Raw genomic sequence first — 18,354 nt, 5'->3', positions numbered from 1 at the left:
GTTCGCCCGCCGAGCCGCCCACCGGCCCCGCCGGCTCCGCACCCCTGAGCCCGCCACCAGCACCCCCCGTGCCCCGGCGGGCCGCCACATCGAGGGCGAAAGTCCCGTCGCGCTTCTAGACGTGCCATGCACACGTCACTAACTTCTTACCGGCCGCACATCTGTGCGCCATGCGGCGCCGCGAGCATTCCTTCGCTCGCGCCCCACCCCCCCACCCCAAGGGAGTTCGCATGCCGAAGTTCTACGCGCGTCGACGTCTCGCCGGCCTCGCCGCGCTCACCGGGCTCATAGCCTCCGCCGGGCTGTTCGGCGCCCCGTCCGCCTCCGCCGCCCTGCCCACCCCGGTGAGCGCCGCCACCGCCCGCTCCTACCTCGCCTCCCTCACCGTGGCCACCGAGAACCGCACCGGCTACGACCGCGACCTCTTCCCGCACTGGATCACCCAGTCGGGCACCTGCAACACCCGCGAGACGGTCCTCAAGCGCGACGGCTCGGGCGTGGTCACCGACTCCTCCTGCGCCGCCACCAAGGGCAGCTGGTACTCCCCCTACGACGGCGCCACCTGGACCGCCGCCTCCGACCTGGACATCGACCACGTCGTGCCGCTCGCCGAGGCCTGGGACTCCGGCGCGAGCGGCTGGACCACCTCACGCCGCCAGTCGTTCGCCAACGACCTGACCCGCCCGCAGCTCATCGCCGTCACCGACAACGTCAACCAGGCCAAGGGCGACCAGGACCCGGCCACCTGGCTGCCGTCCCGCACCGCCTACCGCTGCACGTACGTGCGCGCCTGGGTCCAGGTGAAGTACTACTACGGCCTCTCCGTCGACTCCGCCGAGAAGTCGGCGCTGACGAACCAGCTCGCGAGCTGCTGAGACCGCTCCGGCTCCGGCGCGGACACTCCCCGCACCCCTCCGTCGTTCCGTACCGTACGGGGCGACGGAGGAGGGGATCGCCATGGCGGAACTGCGCCTTGGACCACTGCTGAGGTACAACGACGGCTCGTCCGCGACCATCTGGGCCGAGACGAACCGTCCCTGCACCGCCGAGGTGCGCTGCGCCGACGGCGCGCAAGGCACGGCCCGCACGTTCCAGGTCGCGGGCCACCACTACGTCCTGGTCCCGGTGACCGGCCTGACGCCCGGGACGGCGACGGAGTACGAGGTACTGCTCGACGGCGCCCCCGTGTGGCCGCCGCCCGACTCGCGCTTCCCGCCCTCGGTGATCGCCACGCCGGCCGCCGACGACGGCCTGCGCGTCGCCTTCGGCTCCTGCCGCTGGGCCGCACCGCCGGCCGGCGGGAAGGACCCGGTGGGCCCGGACGCCCTGGACTCCCTCGCGACCCGCATCGCGGCCGACCCGGGGAGCGCGCGGCCCGACGTGCTGCTGCTGCTCGGCGACCAGGTGTACGCCGACGAGGTCTCCGACGCGACCCGCCGCTGGATCTCCGGGCGCCGCGACCTGGCGGAGTCCCCGGGCGACCAGGTCGCGGACTACGAGGAGTACACCCGGCTCTACGACGAGTCGTGGAGCGACCCGGAGGTGCGCTGGCTGCTGTCCACCGTGCCCTCGTGCATGGTCTTCGACGACCACGACGTGATCGACGACTGGAACACCTCCGCCGCCTGGGTCGCCGACATGCGGGCCACCGGCTGGTGGCGCGAGCGCATCCTGAGCGGCCTGATGTCGTACTGGGTGTACCAGCAGCTGGGGAACCTCTCCCCGGCCGAACTGGCCGCCGACCCGCTCTACGCGGCCGTCCGCGCGGCGCCCGACGGCACCGACGCGCTGCGCGACTTCGCCGCCCGGGCCGACGCAGATCCCGCCTCCGTCCGCTGGAGCTACCGGCGCGACTTCGGCCGGGTGCGGCTGGTGATGGTGGACTCCCGCGCCGCCCGGGTCCTGGACGAGGACCGGCGCTCGATGCTCGACGCGGGCGAGGAGGCCTGGCTGCGCGAGCAGGTGCTGGACGGGCGGGACGACGGCGAGGGCGCGTACGACCACCTGCTCATCGGCACCTCCCTGCCCTGGCTGCTGCCCCACCTGGTGCACGACCTGGAGGCCTGGAACGCCTCGGTGTGCGGCGGCGAGCGGGGCGCCCGCTGGGCCCGGCTCGGGGAGCGGATCAGACGCGGGGCGGACCTGGAGCACTGGCCGGCCTTCCCGGCCTCCTTCGACGCGCTGGCCGGCCTGATCGCCGACACCGGGAAGGGGCCGGGGGCGCCCGCCACGGTGAGCGTGCTGTCGGGGGACGTCCACCACGCCTACGTGGCCGAGCCGTCCTGGCCCGGCGGGGGCCCCGACGCCCGGGTCGTGCAGCTCACCTGCTCCCCCGTGCACAACTCGGTCCCGCTCTCGATGCGGCTCGGCTTCCGCTTCGGCTGGAGCGCCCCGGCGCGCGCTCTGGGCCGCCTCATCACCCGCCACGGGCGCTGTGCGCCGCCGGCGGTCTCCTGGCGCAGGACCGGCGGCCCCTGGTTCGGCAACCAGCTCATGACGCTGACCCTGCGCGGCCGGTCGGCCCGGCTGCGCCTGGAGCAGGCCCGCTCGGACCCCGACGGCACGACGGAGCTGCGGACGGTCACGGACCGGGCGCTGACGTAGCGGCGAGGCCGCGCGGAGCCCGGGGCTCCGCGCGGTTTCGGTCAGCCCGCCGGCCCCGGGCGGCGTGCGTGGGACGACCCGTACGTGCGGTGGTTTTTCCTACGAACCAGTAACCCGGAGCCACGTCGTGGCCAAATGTTGAACTTGCAAGTACTCCTTAGGGCCACCTAACGTGGGCATCCCGATCGGTTCCGTCCCCCACCGGTCCCCCCCGGACCGGCTCGACCGAAGGAGCACCCCCCACATGTCCGCACGCCTCGACAGCGCCCAGCCCTACGCCCTCGGCCTGTTCCGCATCGTCGTCGGCCTGCTCTTCGCCTGCCACGGCGCCGCCTCCCTCTTCGGCGTGCTCGGCGGCGCCTCCGGAGGCGGCGGCACGATAGAGGCCGGCACCTGGCCGGGCTGGTACGCGGCCGTGATCCAGCTCGTCGCGGGCGGTCTCGTCCTGCTGGGCCTCGGCACGCGCGCCGCCGCGGTCGTCGCCTCGGGCTCGATGGCGTACGCCTACTTCAAGGTGCACCAGCCGGGCGCCCTGTGGCCGATGGAGAACGGCGGCGAGGCCTCCGCGATGTTCTGCTGGGCCTTCCTGCTGCTGGCCTTCACCGGCTCCGGCGCCCTCGGCCTGGACCGGGTCCTGGCCCGGCGCTCGTCCGAGCCGGAGAAGCAGACCCCGGAGCAGACGCCCGTCGCGGCCTGAACGGACCGGTGCGGCACCCACCCCGCGCGGGTGGGCGCCGCACCGTTTCCGGCGGCCTGGTGAACGCTGCCCGCCCTGCGCGCGAGCCCCCTGTGAACCCTTGTCACACCCCACGCGTACGCTGTATGGCTGTCATCGACCGCTCCTGCCGTTTCCCCGCGCACCGCGGCACGGTCCGGTCCACGGGGGATCCAGGGGAGTAGTGGTGGTCGAGGGTTTCGGGAATGTCGCGGCGCTGGTCAGCAGCCCATGGATCTATGCGCTGGTGGCCCTGTCGGTGCTGCTCGACATCTTCCTACCGGTGCTGCCGAGCGGCGTGCTCGTGATCACGGCGGCCACCGCGGCGGCCGCGGGCTCGGGTGCGGCGGCGGCCGGGCGGGTGCCGCACGACGTCCCCGACATCGTGCTCCTCCTCCTGTGCGCCACGACCGCCTCCGTACTCGGCGACCTGGCCGTGTACCGCCTGGCCTGGCGCGGCGGGGACCGCCTCGACCGCGCGATCGCCCGGTCCCGCCGGCTGACCACGGCGCACCAGCGTCTCGGCGGAGCGCTCGCCCGCAGCGGAGGCGCCCGGGGCGCCCTCGTCGTCCTGGCCCGCTTCGCCCCGGCCGGCCGCTCGGTCGTCTCCCTCGTCGCCGGAGCCGCCCACCGCCGGGTCCGCGAGTTCCTGCCCTGGTCCGCCCTCGCGGGACTGTCCTGGGCCGCCTACAGCGTCGCCCTCGGCTACTTCGGCGGCCAGTGGCTCGGCCCGAGCTGGCTGGCGACGGGGGTGTCCTTCCTCGCGCTGTTCGCCGCGGGGGCGGGCGCGGCGTACCTGATGCGCCGCCAGCCGCAGGCCACCGAGGCCTCGTAGCGGGCGCGGGCCGGCGGCGGCAGCGGCAGCGGCAGCGGCATCGGCGTCATCCCGCCCGGCGCGCGCCGGCGGCTCCCCGTACCTCCAGGCCGTCCAGCAGCTCGGCCGTGGCCGCGGCGACGGCCTCCACCGCCTGTTCGAACACCTCCCGGTTGTGCGCGGCCGGCGCCCGGAACCCGGACACCTTGCGCACGTACTGCAGGGCGGCGGCCCTGATCTCGTCCCCGGTGGCCTCCTCGGCCAGCGCGGGCGGGCGGAGCGTCTTGATGCTGCGGCACATGGCTCCAGTCTCCACCCCGAGGCCCGCCCGCGGGACGCCTGCGCCGAAGCGGCACCCACCCGCCGGAGAGCCGCGCGCGGGGCGGCCGGGCCGTGGCCACCCGTTCGCGTGAACCACCGAAGGGAACGCGCGCCGCAAAATCGAACAGGCGTATGATTGAGGGCGTGGCTACGACCTACGACTTCCCCAGTGACCTCCTCGCCGGTCAGGAGGAACTGCATCAGGTCCGGGCCGAGCTGTCGGCCCTGCTGAAGAGACTTCCCTGGTCCGTCGAGCCGCTGGACGGCTTCAGCGACGACACCGGCTGGCGCAGGGTCGAGCGCCCCGCCTCGCCCGGCTGGTCGGAGGACGAACAGGCCGAGGTGGAGAAGCTCCGGCAGCGCGAGCGCGAGCTCGCCGTCTTCGTCACCACCCACCGCTACTGGTCCGGGATCACCGGCCCGGACCGCGTGGCCGCGCGCACGGAGCTCAAGCACGCCCACGAGACCGGGGCGGAGCAGGACGCGTAAGGGCGGGCGCACGCGAGAGGCCCCCGGAGGATCTCCGGGGGCCTCTCGACCGGCACCGACGCCGGTCCTGGTGGGCGCGGACGGTTTCGAACCGCCGACATCCTGCTTGTAAGGCAGGCGCTCTACCCCTGAGCTACGCACCCGGGACGAGTCGACAGCCTACATGGCCCCGGGCGCCGTCCGGCAAGCGCGTACCGGGCCCGGCCCCGGGCGGGGGTTAACCCCACCCCGGATCCGGGAGCGGTCCGGATCCCCGCGCGGGACCCCTGTCACTACGGTCGGGAACATCACCGCACCGGGCCCGCCGGCCCCGCCGGCCGGGCGTCCCGGAGCGGTGCCTCGACATCCGTCACAGGGGGAGATCCGTCATGGCCGCCCGTACCGTCACCGTCCGCGCCCTCGCCGCCGCCGGCGCCGTCGCCGTCCTCGTCGCCGGGCTCAGCGGCTGCTCCTCCGCCGACGAGGACAAGGAACCGGACCACCGGTCCTTCGCCCTCCAGGGCAGCACCCTCACCGTCGACGCCGACGACTCCGCGCTGGAGATCGTCGCCGCGGACGGGCACGCGCCGGGCAGGGTCGAGGTCACCCGGTGGTTCAAGGGCTCGGTCGTCGTCGGCTCCGACCCCGAGGTGACCTGGAGCATGGACGGCGACCGGCTGAAACTGCGGACGCACTGCTCCGGCCTGGTCGCCGACTGCGACACCAGGCACCGCGTGGAGGTGCCCCGCGGCGTCACCGTCACGGTGCGCAGCGACGACGGCAGCGTCCGGGCGCAGGGCTTCCGGGACGCGCTGGACATCCGCACGGCGGACGGATCCGTGCGGGTCGGCGACTCCACCGGACCGCTGACCCTGCGCAGCGACGACGGGTCGCTGCGTGCGGAGGTCTCCTCGCGCCGGGTGGACGCGTCCACCAAGGACGGCTCGATCCACCTGGAACTCGGCACCGTCCCCGACCTGGTGGAGACCCGCAGCGACGACGGCTCCGTCACCGTCGACCTGCCCCGGGCCACGTACAAGGTGTCCGCCGACAGCGACGACGGGTCGGTCGACGTGTCCGTGCCCCGGGACGACACGAGCTCCCACGTGGTGACCGCGCGCACCCAGGACGGCAAAGTCGCGGTCCGAACCGCGAACTGACCGGCCCGTGTGTTCGTCTCTTACGGGTGGGAGAATGAACCCGGGCAGGACGGACGACACGGGAGAGGGATGTGACGGCGACACCATCGCAGCCGTACTCGCCGATGGTGCCGCGTGCGCCGCGCCCGCCGCACCGGGCCCCGGGCAAGCGCCCGCCCGGCGCGCTCCGTGACACGCTCACTCTGCTCGGCCTGCCGCTGCTCGCCGCGCTCGCCCTGCCCGCCGCGTTCGCCGGCGGCGGCACCCGGCGCTGGTTCGGCGGCCGGGCCGAGAGCCAGCGGGCCGAGGCACAGGCCGCGAAGGACGCCGCCGCGGCGGCCTTCTACGAGCTGGACACCGCCCAGCGGGACCTGCGCATCTCCATCGAGACGATCGCGGCCGTGGACTCCTCCCCCGCCGCCCGGCGCGCCGTCGACGGCTTCGCCGAGCTGGGCCGGCGCATCGACGAGGCCAGCGGCCGGTACATCGGCGCCGTCGACGCCCACGACCTGGACCGGGACGACCTGGAGGCGTCGGCCGCCTCCCGGGCCCGCACCGACCTCACGGCCGCCAAGGACGAACTGGGCCGGGTCAAGAAGGAACTGGACCGCTTCGCCGAGGGACTGGGCCCCCTGCTCGGCAAGGCCGAGACCCAGCTGGCCCGGCTCGCCCCCGCCGTCGAGCGCGCCCGGCAGGCCCTGCTCGCCGCCTCGCACGCCCTGGACGCCGTACGCGGGGCCGGGCTGAAGGCGGACGACCTGGCCGCCCGGCTCGCCACCCTGGGCCCGGAGCTGACCCGGTTGAACCAGGGCGCCGGGCAGCACGGCGTGCCGCAGACCCTGGAGCGGGCCGAGCGGGTCACCCGGGAGGCCGAGTCGGTCCGCGCCGAGGCCGAGCGCCTGCCCGAGCGGGCCGCCGAGACCGACCACCGGCTGGTCTCCCTGCGCACCCGCGCCCAGGCGCTGACCACCCGCGCCGGACAGGTCGAACCGGTGCTGAGCGAGCTGCGCCGGCGGTTCACGGCCGCCTGCTGGCAGGACCTCCAGCACGTGCCCGACCAGGCCGGCGAAACGGTCCGGCAGGCCGAGCGCAAGCTGGCCGAGGCGCAGCGCGCCCGCGACGAACAGCGCTGGCCCGACGCCACCGCCCTGCTGTCCACGGTCCGCGCTCTGCTGAACGGCACCGACGAGGCCGTCTCGGCCGCCGGCGACCGGCTGCGGCAGCTCAACGCCGTGCAGAAGGACCCGCAGCAGGAGGTCGAACGCACCCGGTTCGCGATCCGCGACGCCCAGCGGCTCGCCATGGCGGGCCGCAACACCCCCGACCCGCGGCACGCGCGTCCCCTGGACGACGCCGTGGCCCGGCTGGAACGGGCGGTCACCACGCTCGAGGGCCGGCACCCCGACTACTGGCACTTCCTGACGGAGACGGACGCGGTCCGCCGGACGGTCGCCGACGTGGTGGCGCACATCCGCGAGGAGCGCGGGGGCGGGCACTGAGACCGGCTCCCGCCGCCGGGACCGGCCGTCCGGGCCCGCCGGTTAACCTGTGCGCATGCCTCGCTACGAGTACCGCTGCCGCAGCTGCGGCGACACCTTCGAACTGAGCCGGCCCATGGCCGAGTCCTCCGCCCCGGCGCCGTGCCCGGCGGGCCACGACGACACGGTGAAGCTGCTGTCGGCGGTCGCCGTCGGCGGCTCGGCCTCCGCCCCGGCTCCCCGCGCGGGCGGCGGAGGCGGTGGCGGCTGCTGCGGCGGGGGCTGCTGCGGCTGACCGGTGACGCCGGGGCGCCCGACGCGCCCCGGCCGCTCAGGATCCCTTCAGGTTCGTCCGCCTAGCGTGGGGACATGGCAGTCAACGCGGCGGAGGCGGTGGGCGGCGCGCCCCAGTGGATCAGCGACCTGATGGACACCCTCGGCGCGCCCGGGGCCGGGCTGGCCGTCGCCCTGGAGAACCTCTTCCCGCCGATCCCGAGCGAGGTCATCCTGCCGCTGGCCGGCTTCGCCGCCAGCACCGGCAGCATGAACCTGGTCGCCGCGCTCGTGTGGACCGTCGCCGGTTCGGTGGTGGGCGCCCTCGCGCTGTATGGCATCGGGGCGCTCCTCGGCCGGGAGCGGACCGTCGCCGTGGCGGCCCGGCTGCCGCTGGTGAAGGTCTCGGACATCGAGCGGACGGAGGAGTGGTTCCGCCGGCACGGCACGAAGGCCGTGTTCTTCGGCCGGATGCTCCCCGTCTTCCGCAGCCTGATCTCCGTCCCGGCGGGCGTGGAGCGCATGCCCCTGCCGGTGTTCACGGCGCTGACCACGGCGGGCAGCGCCATCTGGAACACCGCCTTCGTCCTGGCGGGCTACTTCCTCGGCGACAACTGGCACCAGGTCAGCACCGTCGTCTCCGCCTACTCGAAGGTGGTGCTCGCCGTCGCCGCGCTGGCCGTCGTGGCCTTCGTGCTGCTGCGGCTGCTGCGCCGGGGCCGCGGCAGCCGCCGCAAGGCCGACCGCCGCTGAGCGCCACCGGGCACGGCCGCTAGCCCCCGCTCGCCGCCGTGCGGAACTCGCGCAGGATCCGCTCCCCCGCCAGCACGCCGCGCTCGGGCAGGGCCTCGATCGCCGGTGCCGTCCAGCCGGAGTCGGCCAGCTCGCCGTGGCCGGGACGCCAGCCCCGGTCCGCGGCCAGCAGCAGGTCGGCGTCGAGGAGGGAGTCGCCGGCGGCCAGGGTGAGATCGGCGCCGGTGCGGCGGGCGACCTCGCGCACGGCGGCGCTCTTGGTCAGCGGCCTGGGCACGGTGTAGATCTTGCGGCCCTGGAGGGACACGGTCCAGCCGCGGTCCTCCGCCCAGACGGCGAGTTCCTTGACCCAGTCCTCGGGCAGCAGCTCGCGCTCGACGACGAGGTAGGCGAACAGGTCCTCGGCGACCCGCTGCTTGCGCACCCACACGGGGTCGGCGGCGCTCATGAGGTGGTCGCGGACCTCGTCCAGCGAGGCGCACTCGTCGGCCAGCCGCGCGGCCACCCGCGCCTGCCAGCCGGCGTCGGAGACCCCGTCGACGAGCAGGTGCCCGCCGTTGGCGCAGATCGCGTACTTCGGCGGCGGTCCGGGCAGGCTGATCCGCCGGTACTGCTCGCGGGTCCGGGTGGTGACCGGCACGAAGACGGCCGTCTCGCCGAGGCCGGCCAGCAGTCCCGCGGCCGTCTCGGTCATGTAGGACAGGGGCCTGCTCTCGTAGACCTCCACGCACAGCAGCCGCGGTGCCCGCGCGTCGGGCATGGTCAGCCCCAGGGCGGCGGCGGAGTAGATGAGCGTGCGGTCGAGGTCGCTCGCGACGAGCACCGGCATCAGCGCGTCACCGCCCTGCCGTCGGCGCCGGTCGCGCCGCGCGTGTACTGCGGGTGGATCAGCCCGACGCAGGTGTAGGGCAGGCCGGCCACCTCCTCCACGGGCACCCCGCGCTGCTCGGCCAGCAGCCGCACGTGGTCGAGGTCGGCGCCCGCACCGGCGCGGGCCAGCACCTTCCACGGCACCCGGCGCAGCATCACGCGGGTGGTCTCGCCGACGCCGGGCTTGACGAGGTTGACGTCGTGGATGCCGTACTCCTCGCTGATGCGCTCGACGGCGGCCCAGCCCTCCCAGGTGGGGGTGCGGTCGGCGGCGAGGAGCTCCTTGACCTGCGCGTCGACGGTGTCCGCGACCTCCGGGAAGCGGGCGGAGACGGCGTCCAGGAAGGCCCGTGACAGGTCGGCGCCGGAGAGTTCGCGGTAGAACTTCGCACCGTGGTAGTCGTGCGGGCCGACCAGGTCGGCGCGGAGCACGGTGCGGGATATCAGGCCGGAGACCGTGGAGTTGAGGCAGGCGGACGGGATGAGGAAGTCGTCGCGGGTGCCGTAGGTGCGGACGCAGGAGCCCGGGTCGGCGAGGACGGCGATCTCCGGGTCGAAGCCGGTGATGCCGTCGGAGACCTCGAAGTCGCGGAGCGCGGCGGCGAGTTCGCGGGTGATGGCGCCCTTGCCGGTCCAGCCGTCGACGAAGACGACGTCGGCCGGGTCGTGGTCGGCGGCCAGCCGGCGCAGTGCGTTGGCGTCGATGCCGCGGCCCCGGACGATCGACACGGCGTAGTGCGGCAGGTCGAGGCCGTGCCGGTACTGCGCCCAGCGGCGCATCAGGATGCCGACGGGGGTGCCCGCGCGGGCCAGGGAGACCAGGACGGGCCGCGGCGACCGCTCGGTGAGCACGATCTCGGTGACGGCGCCGACGGCCCGCGCGAGGCGTGCCGCGGACGCCTCCAGCGCCGCGTGGAACAGCTCCTGGTACTGCTCGCTGGGCTGGTACTCCACCGGCAGCGACTCGGCGTAGTGGGCGCCGCCCCGCTGGATCGCCTCCTCGCGCTCCTCGGTCGGCGCCTCCAGCGTCACCTCCGAGAGGTCCTGGAGCAGCCAGCCGACCTCGTCGGGGGCGTACGAGGAGAAGGCGGGACCGCGCAGGGGCTCGGGCAGCATCGGGGGCCTTTCGGGGGCGTGCGGGGACCCGGGGGAGCCGGGCACGTACGACGGGACGACCGCGAGCAGGACGTGCGGGACGTGCGCGGCGAGCCGGGCCAGCAGCCCGTCCGGCGCGTGCAGCGCGGGGGTGTCGGCGGCCGAGTCGACGACGGCGACGACGGCGTCAAAGCCGCCACCCGCGACGTTGTAGGCGTAGCGCTCGCCGGGGCCGTCGGCGGGGTCGTCGTGCGCGGGGAAGACCAGCCGGGTGCGTATCGCGTAACCGGGGTCGTCGACCGCGAGGACGGGCGAGCGGGTGGTGGTGGAGTAGCGCACCTCGGCCCCGGCGGTCCGCTCCAGCTCGCAGGCCAGGCGCAGCGGGGCGTACATCAGCTCCTCGAAGCCGAGGACGAGCACCCGGCGGGCACCGGCCGGCAGCGCCCTCACGATCCGGGCGGCCATGCCGGGCAGGGCGGAATCGAGGCGGGCACGGTGGGCGGGGGTGAAGCCGTGCCGTCCGCCGTCGGGGAGGCCGGAAGGCCAGCACAGGTCCACGGGGGTGGGGAACCGCGCGACCGGCCACGACGGCGCCGCGGACGGCGGACCGGCGGCCCCGGGCCCTTCCGCCTCGTACCGCGCCACCAGTGCCTGCCCCTTCTCCAGCACCCCTTCCGGCAGGCGCACCGTCCCCGAGGCCGCCGTCACCAGATCCACCCGCGCGCCGATCTCCCGCGCGAATTCCTCGAGCCGTCCCACGTCCGCCGCGGACCGCATGTCCACCAGGGCGACCACCACGTACCACCCCCGCGGGTAGCGCTCGTGCAGGGCGCGGACGGTGTTCAGGACCGTGTTGCCGGTGGAGAACTCGTCGTCGACCAGGACCAGGGGACCGTCGCCGGCCAGCAGCGCCGGGTCCTCGGGCAGCAGCAGGTGGGAGGTGGCGTGCGAGTGGGACTCCTCGAAGCCGCCCGCGGGGACGGCCCCGGCGACCGGACGGCGGGTCGAGTGCAGGCAGGGGGCGGCGCCCAGGCCGTCGGCGACCGAGTGGCCGAGGCCGGTGGCGGTCTCCGCGTAGCCGAGGACGACGGCCCGGCCGGCCTCCTCGGCGCCCAGCAGGCCGCGGACGCGCCGGCCGAGGGCGAGACCGTGGCCGTACACGACGGACGGGGACTGCGGGACGTGCTTGCCGAGCACGTTGGACACGAGCAGATGGGCGCGCTTGGGGTTGCGGCGCAGGGCGAGTCCCAGCATGCCGGTGAGGGCGTCGTCGCCCGCGATCCCGACGCCGAGCCGCTCCGCGACCCAGCTGCCGGACCAGACGCCGGCGTGCTCCCCGGCACGCGCCCCCTCGTCCATGTGCTCGTGCCTCCCGTGGTCCACTGCGTCGTTCATCGATTCCTTGCGTTCGGTCGGGCGGGTTCAGTCGGACAGGCCGGCGGCGAGGAGTTCCACGAAGCCGACGTCCTCGTGGGCCACGCCGAAGACCTCGGCGCGCAGCAGCGTCCGCTCGGCCCAGGCGCGGTGCGGCTTCACCTCGTTCATCTTGTTCGTGTACGCCGACCTCAGCACGCCTCCGCCGCCGCGCTCGGGGCGCAGGATGTCCTGGGCGTCGCTGAACTCCTCATGGCTGACGACGGACAGGGCGTGCACGGGCAGCACGTGCGAGGGGTGGATGCAGGTCTTGCCGAGCAGGCCGTTGGCCCGGTCCAGGGAGATCTCCCGCAGCAGACCGTCCATGGAGTGCTCGATCAGCTTCTGGCGCAGCTCCACCGCCTGCACCTCCAGGAACGGGCTCTGCCGCAGTTGCGGTTTGAACATCCTCTCCTGGACCCGGAAGTACTCCCACACCGGCCCGGTCACCGTGAATCCGGTGCCGTCGGCCCTGGCCAGCATGTTCACCACGTCGGCGATCACGGAGGCGACGATCTGGACGTCGTACGCCGTCATGTCGGGGGCCCGGCGCAGCCCGTAGGAGGAGCAGAAGTCGGTCACGCCGAGGCGCAGGGCGAGCACCCGGTCGCGGTACTTGTCGACCGCCCGGAAGATCCCCTCCAGCGTCTGCACGCGCGACTCGCGGTACAGCAGGTCCGGCGACTCCAGGACCGGCATGGCGAACAGGCGCCGGCCGCTCGCCGCCTCGGCCGCGGTGAGCGCCTCCAGGAAGGGCACGCCGCGTTCCCCGGTGAACTTGGGCAGCACGAACCCGGACAGCAGCCGCACGGCCGGGCCGAGGCGCCGCACGAGGTCGGGGATCTGCTCGGGGGTGCGGACCCGGACGAACAGCAGCGGCACCTCGGTGCCGCCGGGAGCCCCGGGAGCCGTGCGGTCCGCCAGGTCCGTGAACTGCCGCACCAGGTTCTCCTCGCCGGCCGCCACGTCGGCGTCGTCGATCGAGTCCTCCAGGCACAGCACCATCGACACCACGCCGCGCGCACCCTGCTTGAGGACGTCGTCGGCGAGCCTCGGCCGGGTGGCCGGGCTGTAGAGCGTGGCGCCGAGGGCCGCGGACAGCAGCCGGGCCGGGGAGTCCGCGGTGAACTCGCAGGGTTCCCGGTGGAAGAGGCGCTGGCGCACCTCAGGGGCGAGGTGACCGAAATGACGCATGAATACTCCCCCGCGGTGTCTGGGCGTCCGGTGAACAGTCCAAGGTGGCCGGTAATAGTACGTACGTATCCATGTCGGTGGTTCCCACCGGGCATGAATTCCAGGTAACCCCGCCGTGTCGGCGGCGGGCGACCGGGCTGCGGGGACACGGCCCCGGGCAGCCCGCCCCCGCGTTGTCGTGAGCAGGACCGAGAGGGCAGGATGACGGCATGACGCACGCGATGCTGAAGGGGTCGAACGTCCCGCTGCAAGCCACCACGGTACGCGCCGTGCTGCGCTGGACACCCGGGCAGGGGGTCCCGGACGTCGACGCCTCCGCGCTGCTCCTGGGCCCCGACGACCGTGTGCGTTCCGACGAGGACTTCGTCTTCTACAACCAGCCCCGGCATCCGTCCGGGCAGGTCTGGCGGCTCGGCAAGAAGCGGGTCCCCGAGGGCCTGACCGACACGATCCAGACGGACCTCCCGGGCGTCGAGCCCTCGGTGCGCCGGATCCTGGTGGTCGCCTCGGCGGACGGCGTCGCCTTCGACCGGGTACGGGACCTGCGCATCGTGCTGTACGACGCCACGGTCGCCGACGGGGAGCCGCTGGCCTACTTCGACGTCAGGCCGGAGACGGGCCAGGAGACGGCGCTGATCTGCGGGGAGCTGTACCGGCGCGGGGAGGCCTGGAAGTTCCGGGCGCTCGGCGAGGGCTACTCCAACGGGCTGAAGGGTCTGGCGACCGACTTCGGGATCTCCGTGGACGAGTCCGAGGCGGCGCAGGAGCCGGCCGCCGCCTCGCCGGAGCCGCCCGCCACCACCCCGTCCACGCCGGACCGGCCGGTGTTCGGCCCCGACGAGCCGACGACCGTGCAGCCGCTGCCCGTCCTGTCCTCCTCCGAGGTCTCGTACCCGCTGCCCCCGGAGCAGCCGGCGGGGGTGCCGGCGCAGCCCGCGTACGGCTATCCGCAGCAGCCGCCGGCGACACCGCCGGCCTACGGCTACCCGCAGCCGGCCGGGCGGCCGGACTACGGATACCCGCAGGCGGCGCCCGCCACCGCGGGGGCCGCCGGGGCGCAGTCCGGGTACGGCTACCCGGCGCCGGCGACCACGGCGCCCGGCCCGGACTTCCGGCTGCCGCCGCAGGGGCCGCAGTTCGTCGGCCGCTAGCGGGCGCCGCTCACCGGAACGCGGGTGCGGCCGGTGCGGGGCTCAGCGCTCGACCTTGGTCTTGTAGCCCCGCCCCCACTGCAGCCCCCACCCGTAGAGCCGGTCCAGCTCCCCCTGGAAGCCGTAGACGAACTTCACCTCGCGGCGGACCAGGATCTCGCCCTTGACGTTCTCGATCATCACCACGGCGCAGGACCGGGCCTGCGGGTGGCGCTCGTCGAGGCCTATCTCGATGCGCGGCCCGTTGCTCGGGTAGAGGGTGACGATGGCGTGCGTACGGTCGAAGGCCGGCGTCTGGTCGTAGATGTAGGCGAAGAGCAGCAGGCGTTTGATGGAGTCCCGGTGGTCGAGGTTGACGTAGATCGTCTCCCCGGAGGCCGAGCCGAACCGGTCGTCGCCGCTGAGCTTGACGTACGGCGGGGCGTTGACGTCGCCCAGGTAGCCGCCGAGCGGCTGGACGACGCCCCGGGTGCCGTCCTGGAGCTCGTAGAGGCAGCCGAGGTCGAGGTCGACGTTGACCATGCTCTGGCTGTGGCCGACGACCTCGGGGGGCTTGAGGGCCTTGAAGGGGTGCCGCAGCAGGCTCTCGCGCTGCACGCCCATGATGTCGGAGGTCCGCATCCGCCAGGTGAGGTTGATGCGCAGGTGCCCGGTGGCCGCGCCCTGTCTGGTGAGTGAGACCTGGCTGTGCCGTTTGGTCAGCTCGATCGAGTTGGTGGCCGCGCTGCCCGAGTCGAACTCGTTCTCACGGCCGCGCCACAGCCCGTCCAAGAAGCCCATTCCCGCCCCCACGTTCCCTTCACCGCCGACGGGGCGGCCCCGAGGAGTCGTCCTCGTCGGCCGCCCCGCACAGAGCGTTCCTCGTCCGGGCCGGGTTCACACCGGTGGCGCGGACGCACCGGGGGCGCACCGGCCCGGGACCCCGGGGTGTCATACCCCGGAGGAGACCTCCGCCTTCTCGCCGTCGCCCGGCCCGCCGGCCGCCGCGAGCGCCTTGTTGCGGCGCACGGAGGACCAGAAGGACCAGGCGATCAGGACCACGCCGACGAGGCCGGTGATGATCTCGTGGATCTGGTACTGGATGGTGACGAGCAGGAGGACGGCGAGGGCGCCGATGGCGTAGTGCGCGCCGTGCTCCAGGTAGACGTAGTCGTCCAGGGTGCCCTGGCGGACCAGGTAGACAGTGAGCGAACGGACGTACATGGCGCCGATGCCGAGGCCGAGGGCCATCAGGACGATGTCGTTGGTGACGGCGAAGGCGCCGATCACGCCGTCGAAGGAGAACGACGCGTCCAGGACCTCGAGGTAGAGGAACATGAAGAACGCGGCCTTGCCGGCCAGCGCGACGGCCGATTTGGGCTTGCCGGTACGTACGGCCTGCTCCTCCGCCTCGTGCTCGCGTTCCTCCTCCTCTTCGAGCTTGTCCTCGAAGTAGCCGGAGAGACCGCCGACGATCATGTAGGTGATCAGACCCGCGATGCCGGAGATCAGGACCGTCTCCGCCTTGTCCGCGTGGGCGCCGCCGTGCTGGTGGGCGTGGGCGGCGAAGGTCATCGAGGAGACGAGCAGCACGACCAGGGCGATGCAGACCGACAGCATGTCGACCTTGCCGAGCTTGGCCAGCGGCCGCTCCAGCCACTGGAGCCACTTGATGTCCCGGTCCTCGAAGATGAAGTCGAGGAAGATCATCAGCAGGAACATGCCACCGAACGCGGCGATCGACGGATGGGCGTCCGTCACCAGCTCCTGATAGCGGTCCTTGTCGGTGAGCGCGAGGTCGACGGCCTCGATCGGCCCGAGCTGGGCGCTGATGGCCACGATGACGACCGGGAAGACCAGGCGCATGCCGAAGACGGCGATCAGGATGCCGACGGTGAGGAAGATCTTCTGCCAGAAGGCATTCATCTTCTTCAGGATTCCGGCGTTGACCACCGCGTTGTCGAAGGACAGCGAGATCTCGAGGACGGAGAGGATCGCCACGATCCCGAAAGCGGTCCACCCCCCGTAGAAGACCGCCGCGACCAGGCCGAGCGCGGTGACCGCGAACGACCAGCCGAAGGTTTTCAGAAGCACTGGCTACCCAATCGTGTGTGTACGGGGCTCCCCCGCGCCGTACTCGGCTTTACGAAACGTTGACTCCGAAGTCTAGAGCGATGCCGCGGAGCCCCGACGCGTACCCCTGCCCCACCGCACGGAACTTCCACTCGCCCTGGTAGCGGTAGAGCTCGCCGAAGATCATCGCGGTCTCCGTGGAGGCGTCCTCACTGAGGTCGTAGCGGGCGAGTTCCTGGCCGTCGGCCTGGTTGACCACCCGGATGAAGGCGTTGCTGACCTGCCCGAAGGTCTGGCCGCGCTCGTCCGCCATGTGGATCGAGACCGGGAAAACGATCTTGTCGCAGTGGGCGGGCACCTTGGGGAGGTCGACGAGCAGGGACTCGTCGTCGCCCTCGCCCTCGCCGGTCAGATTGTCGCCGGTGTGCTCGATGGAGCCGTCCGGGCTCTTGAGCTGGTTGTAGAAGACGAACCACTCGTCACCGAGCACCCGGCCCCCGCTGCACACCAGCGCGCTGGCGTCGAGGTCGAAGGGTGCTCCGGTGGTGGAACGCGCGTCCCAGCCGAGACCGACCAGCACCTGCGTGAGGTTCGGTGCGGCCTTGGACAGGGAGACATTGCCCCCCTTGGCAAGAGTGACGCCCATGGTGATGGTCCCTCCCCGGGTGATGGTTCTTGGGTTTCCTGCGCGTCCGGCGCCGCACGTAAACCGTGCGGCGCCGGACGATCGAGGCCGTCGCCTCGGACGGAGCGGTGACTCAGACGTTCACGCCGAAGTCCTGCGCGATGCCGCGCAGGCCGGAGGCGTAGCCCTGGCCGATGGCCCGGAACTTCCACTCCGCCCCGTTGCGGTACAGCTCGCCGAAGACCATGGCGGTCTCGGTGGAGGCGTCCTCGGAGAGGTCGTAGCGGGCGATCTCCGCCTCGCCGGCCTGGTTCACCACGCGGATGAACGCGTTGCGCACCTGGCCGAACGACTGCTGGCGGTTCTCGGCGTCGTAGATCGACACCGGGAAGACGATCTTCTCGATCTCGCCGGGGACCGCCGCGAGGTTGACCTTGATCTGCTCGTCGTCGCCCTCGCCCTCACCGGTGATGTTGTCACCGGTGTGCTCGACCGATCCGTCGGGGCTCTTCAGGTTGTTGAAGAAGACGAAGTTGGCGTCACTGCTGACCTTGCCCGAGCTGTCCAGCAGCAGCGCGCTGGCGTCGAGGTCGAAGTCGGTGCCGGTCGTGGTACGGACGTCCCAGCCCAGACCGACGATGACCGCGGTCAGTCCCGGGGCCTCCTTGGTCAGCGATACGTTGCCGCCCTTGCTGAGGCTGACTCCCACGAGTCCTCCCTTGGTGTCCAGGGGCGGGAAGCCCCGTAGTGCGTTGGATGACGTGGTGTGGCTTGTCGGATCAACGAATCGATCCTAGTGACGGGTTCCCGCCCGCCGCAGGCCCTGGAGCCGACGAATCACACGGTGTCGCTCAGAGGGCGTCGAGCGCCTTCACGTACTCGGCCAGGTCGCGGGCGTCCGGCAGGCCGTTGCGGACGGTCCAGCGGACGACGCCCTCCTGGTCGATGATGAAGGTGCCGCGGACGGCGCAGCCCTTGTCCTCGTCGAAGACGCCGTAGGCGCGCGAGACGTTGCCGTGCGGCCAGAAGTCGGACAGCAGCGGGTACTCCAGGCCCTCCTGCTCGGCGAAGACGCGCAGGGTGTGGATGGAGTCGTTGGAGACGGCGAGCACCTGGGTGTCGCGGTCGGAGAACTGCGGCAGGTTGTCCCGCACCTCGCACAGCTCGCCCGTGCACACGCCGGTGAAGGCGAACGGGTAGAAGAGCAGCACGACGTTCTTCCGGCCGCGGAAGTCGGACAGCTTCACGGTCGCGCCGTGGTTGTCCTTGAGTTCGAAGTCGGGGGCCTTGTCGCCGACCTGGATCGTCATGGTCCTGTTCGTCCCTTCGAAGGGTGATTCGCTGGAAACACCCTACGCAGGGATCATCACGGACCCGCGGACGGGCCGA

General features: G+C 73.0%; 18 protein-coding genes, 1 tRNA gene and 1 pseudogene. 10 read left to right on the top strand and 10 right to left on the bottom strand.

Annotated elements, in window-relative coordinates; genetic code table 11:
• Positions 1-230 precede the first annotated feature (230 nt).
• The 4 genes from ACFWJB_RS14085 (at position 231) to ACFWJB_RS14070 (ending at position 4,154) form a co-directional block, all read left to right on the top strand.
• The gene (locus ACFWJB_RS14085; RefSeq protein WP_385470203.1) at positions 231-875 is read left to right on the top strand and encodes an HNH endonuclease family protein; all 645 of its coding nucleotides are present in this window, start codon (positions 231-233) and stop codon (positions 873-875) included.
• An 82-nt stretch (positions 876-957) separates the two neighbouring features.
• Positions 958-2,604, top strand: coding sequence for an alkaline phosphatase D family protein (locus ACFWJB_RS14080; protein WP_386922348.1), 1,647 nt, complete (start codon positions 958-960; stop codon positions 2,602-2,604).
• A 244-nt stretch (positions 2,605-2,848) separates the two neighbouring features.
• Positions 2,849-3,301, top strand: coding sequence for a DoxX family protein (locus ACFWJB_RS14075; RefSeq protein ID WP_386922346.1), 453 nt, complete (start codon positions 2,849-2,851; stop codon positions 3,299-3,301).
• A gap of 205 nt (positions 3,302-3,506) precedes the next feature.
• A complete protein-coding gene (locus tag ACFWJB_RS14070; protein ID WP_385470197.1) occupies positions 3,507-4,154 on the top strand; it encodes a DedA family protein in 648 nt (215 codons plus the stop codon).
• A 46-nt stretch (positions 4,155-4,200) separates the two neighbouring features.
• Here the strand turns inward: ACFWJB_RS14070 and ACFWJB_RS14065 are convergent, their stop codons facing one another.
• Positions 4,201-4,434, bottom strand: coding sequence for a DUF2277 domain-containing protein (locus tag ACFWJB_RS14065; RefSeq protein WP_385470195.1), 234 nt, complete (start codon positions 4,432-4,434; stop codon positions 4,201-4,203).
• Between the two features lie 164 nt (positions 4,435-4,598).
• Here ACFWJB_RS14065 and ACFWJB_RS14060 point away from each other — a divergent pair, with 164 nt between their 5' ends.
• Positions 4,599-4,943 (top strand): hypothetical protein, encoded by a 345-nt coding sequence (locus ACFWJB_RS14060; RefSeq protein WP_386922343.1) that lies wholly within the window; start codon positions 4,599-4,601, stop codon positions 4,941-4,943.
• A gap of 68 nt (positions 4,944-5,011) precedes the next feature.
• Here ACFWJB_RS14060 and ACFWJB_RS14055 read toward each other — a convergent pair.
• Positions 5,012-5,086 (bottom strand) — tRNA-Val (locus ACFWJB_RS14055).
• A gap of 225 nt (positions 5,087-5,311) precedes the next feature.
• Here ACFWJB_RS14055 and ACFWJB_RS14050 point away from each other — a divergent pair.
• From ACFWJB_RS14050 to ACFWJB_RS14035, 4 genes and pseudogenes are all read left to right on the top strand, one after another.
• Positions 5,312-6,082: a DUF4097 family beta strand repeat-containing protein gene (locus ACFWJB_RS14050; protein ID WP_386922341.1), complete on the top strand. Its 771-nt coding sequence runs from the start codon at positions 5,312-5,314 to the stop codon at positions 6,080-6,082.
• Positions 6,083-6,153: 71 nt separating this feature from the next.
• Positions 6,154-7,560: a hypothetical protein gene (locus ACFWJB_RS14045; protein ID WP_386922339.1), complete on the top strand. Its 1,407-nt coding sequence runs from the start codon at positions 6,154-6,156 to the stop codon at positions 7,558-7,560.
• A gap of 55 nt (positions 7,561-7,615) precedes the next feature.
• The gene (locus tag ACFWJB_RS14040) at positions 7,616-7,834 is read left to right on the top strand and encodes a zinc ribbon domain-containing protein (RefSeq protein ID WP_385470187.1); all 219 of its coding nucleotides are present in this window, start codon (positions 7,616-7,618) and stop codon (positions 7,832-7,834) included.
• Positions 7,835-7,908: 74 nt separating this feature from the next.
• Positions 7,909-8,559 (top strand): annotated as a pseudogene (locus tag ACFWJB_RS14035) (DedA family protein); the annotation flags it as partial.
• A gap of 25 nt (positions 8,560-8,584) precedes the next feature.
• On the opposite strand, the gene ACFWJB_RS14030 reads toward ACFWJB_RS14035, so the two are convergent.
• The 3 genes from ACFWJB_RS14030 to ACFWJB_RS14020 all read right to left on the bottom strand — a co-directional run bounded on the left by ACFWJB_RS14030 (position 8,585) and on the right by ACFWJB_RS14020 (position 13,137).
• Positions 8,585-9,394 carry an HAD family hydrolase gene (locus ACFWJB_RS14030; protein WP_385470185.1) on the bottom strand — a complete coding sequence of 270 codons (810 nt, stop codon included), beginning with the start codon at positions 9,392-9,394 and terminating at the stop codon, positions 8,585-8,587.
• Positions 9,394-11,889, bottom strand: a complete 2,496-nt coding sequence (locus ACFWJB_RS14025; RefSeq protein WP_386922412.1) for a phosphoribosyltransferase — start codon at positions 11,887-11,889, stop codon at positions 9,394-9,396. Before ACFWJB_RS14025 ends, ACFWJB_RS14030 begins: the two co-directional genes overlap by 1 nt.
• 63 nt (positions 11,890-11,952) lie before the next feature.
• Complete coding sequence (locus ACFWJB_RS14020) at positions 11,953-13,137, bottom strand: HpcH/HpaI aldolase/citrate lyase family protein (RefSeq protein WP_385470183.1); 1,185 nt, start codon at positions 13,135-13,137, stop codon at positions 11,953-11,955.
• A gap of 209 nt (positions 13,138-13,346) precedes the next feature.
• On the opposite strand from ACFWJB_RS14020, the gene ACFWJB_RS14015 reads away from it, so the two are divergent.
• Positions 13,347-14,288 (top strand): TerD family protein, encoded by a 942-nt coding sequence (locus tag ACFWJB_RS14015; protein ID WP_385470181.1) that lies wholly within the window; start codon positions 13,347-13,349, stop codon positions 14,286-14,288.
• Between the two features lie 42 nt (positions 14,289-14,330).
• Here ACFWJB_RS14015 and ACFWJB_RS14010 read toward each other — a convergent pair whose 3' ends face one another.
• The 5 genes from ACFWJB_RS14010 to ACFWJB_RS13990 form a co-directional block, all read right to left on the bottom strand.
• Positions 14,331-15,068: a Tellurium resistance gene (locus ACFWJB_RS14010; protein WP_385470179.1), complete on the bottom strand. Its 738-nt coding sequence runs from the start codon at positions 15,066-15,068 to the stop codon at positions 14,331-14,333.
• 150 nt (positions 15,069-15,218) lie between these two features.
• Positions 15,219-16,361, bottom strand: a complete 1,143-nt coding sequence (locus tag ACFWJB_RS14005; RefSeq protein ID WP_386922336.1) for a DUF475 domain-containing protein — start codon at positions 16,359-16,361, stop codon at positions 15,219-15,221.
• 49 nt (positions 16,362-16,410) lie between these two features.
• Complete coding sequence (locus ACFWJB_RS14000; RefSeq protein WP_318218394.1) at positions 16,411-16,986, bottom strand: TerD family protein; 576 nt, start codon at positions 16,984-16,986, stop codon at positions 16,411-16,413.
• Positions 16,987-17,098: 112 nt separating this feature from the next.
• Positions 17,099-17,674, bottom strand: a complete 576-nt coding sequence (locus ACFWJB_RS13995) for a calcium homeostasis/redox stress adaptation protein (RefSeq protein ID WP_385469910.1) — start codon at positions 17,672-17,674, stop codon at positions 17,099-17,101.
• Between the two features lie 142 nt (positions 17,675-17,816).
• Positions 17,817-18,275, bottom strand: a complete 459-nt coding sequence (locus ACFWJB_RS13990; RefSeq protein ID WP_385469912.1) for a peroxiredoxin — start codon at positions 18,273-18,275, stop codon at positions 17,817-17,819.
• Positions 18,276-18,354 lie beyond the last annotated feature (79 nt).

Source organism: Streptomyces sp. NPDC127100, from assembly GCF_042724095.1.
Taxonomy (GTDB): domain Bacteria; phylum Actinomycetota; class Actinomycetes; order Streptomycetales; family Streptomycetaceae; genus Streptomyces.
This window is presented reverse-complemented; position numbering and strand designations above follow the sequence as displayed.

Coding starts and splice junctions, on each gene's coding strand:
- ACFWJB_RS14040 (WP_385470187.1), top strand. CDS start 7,616: ATGCCTCGCTACGAGTACCGCTGCCGCAGCTGCGGCGACACCTTCGAA.
- ACFWJB_RS14010 (WP_385470179.1), bottom strand. CDS start 15,068: ATGGGCTTCTTGGACGGGCTGTGGCGCGGCCGTGAGAACGAGTTCGAC.
- ACFWJB_RS14030 (WP_385470185.1), bottom strand. CDS start 9,394: ATGCCGGTGCTCGTCGCGAGCGACCTCGACCGCACGCTCATCTACTCC.
- ACFWJB_RS14000 (WP_318218394.1), bottom strand. CDS start 16,986: ATGGGCGTCACTCTTGCCAAGGGGGGCAATGTCTCCCTGTCCAAGGCC.
- ACFWJB_RS14080 (WP_386922348.1), top strand. CDS start 958: ATGGCGGAACTGCGCCTTGGACCACTGCTGAGGTACAACGACGGCTCG.
- ACFWJB_RS13990 (WP_385469912.1), bottom strand. CDS start 18,275: ATGACGATCCAGGTCGGCGACAAGGCCCCCGACTTCGAACTCAAGGAC.
- ACFWJB_RS14065 (WP_385470195.1), bottom strand. CDS start 4,434: ATGTGCCGCAGCATCAAGACGCTCCGCCCGCCCGCGCTGGCCGAGGAG.
- ACFWJB_RS14020 (WP_385470183.1), bottom strand. CDS start 13,137: ATGCGTCATTTCGGTCACCTCGCCCCTGAGGTGCGCCAGCGCCTCTTC.
- ACFWJB_RS14015 (WP_385470181.1), top strand. CDS start 13,347: ATGACGCACGCGATGCTGAAGGGGTCGAACGTCCCGCTGCAAGCCACC.
- ACFWJB_RS14085 (WP_385470203.1), top strand. CDS start 231: ATGCCGAAGTTCTACGCGCGTCGACGTCTCGCCGGCCTCGCCGCGCTC.
- ACFWJB_RS14075 (WP_386922346.1), top strand. CDS start 2,849: ATGTCCGCACGCCTCGACAGCGCCCAGCCCTACGCCCTCGGCCTGTTC.
- ACFWJB_RS14050 (WP_386922341.1), top strand. CDS start 5,312: ATGGCCGCCCGTACCGTCACCGTCCGCGCCCTCGCCGCCGCCGGCGCC.
- ACFWJB_RS14025 (WP_386922412.1), bottom strand. CDS start 11,889: ATGGACGAGGGGGCGCGTGCCGGGGAGCACGCCGGCGTCTGGTCCGGC.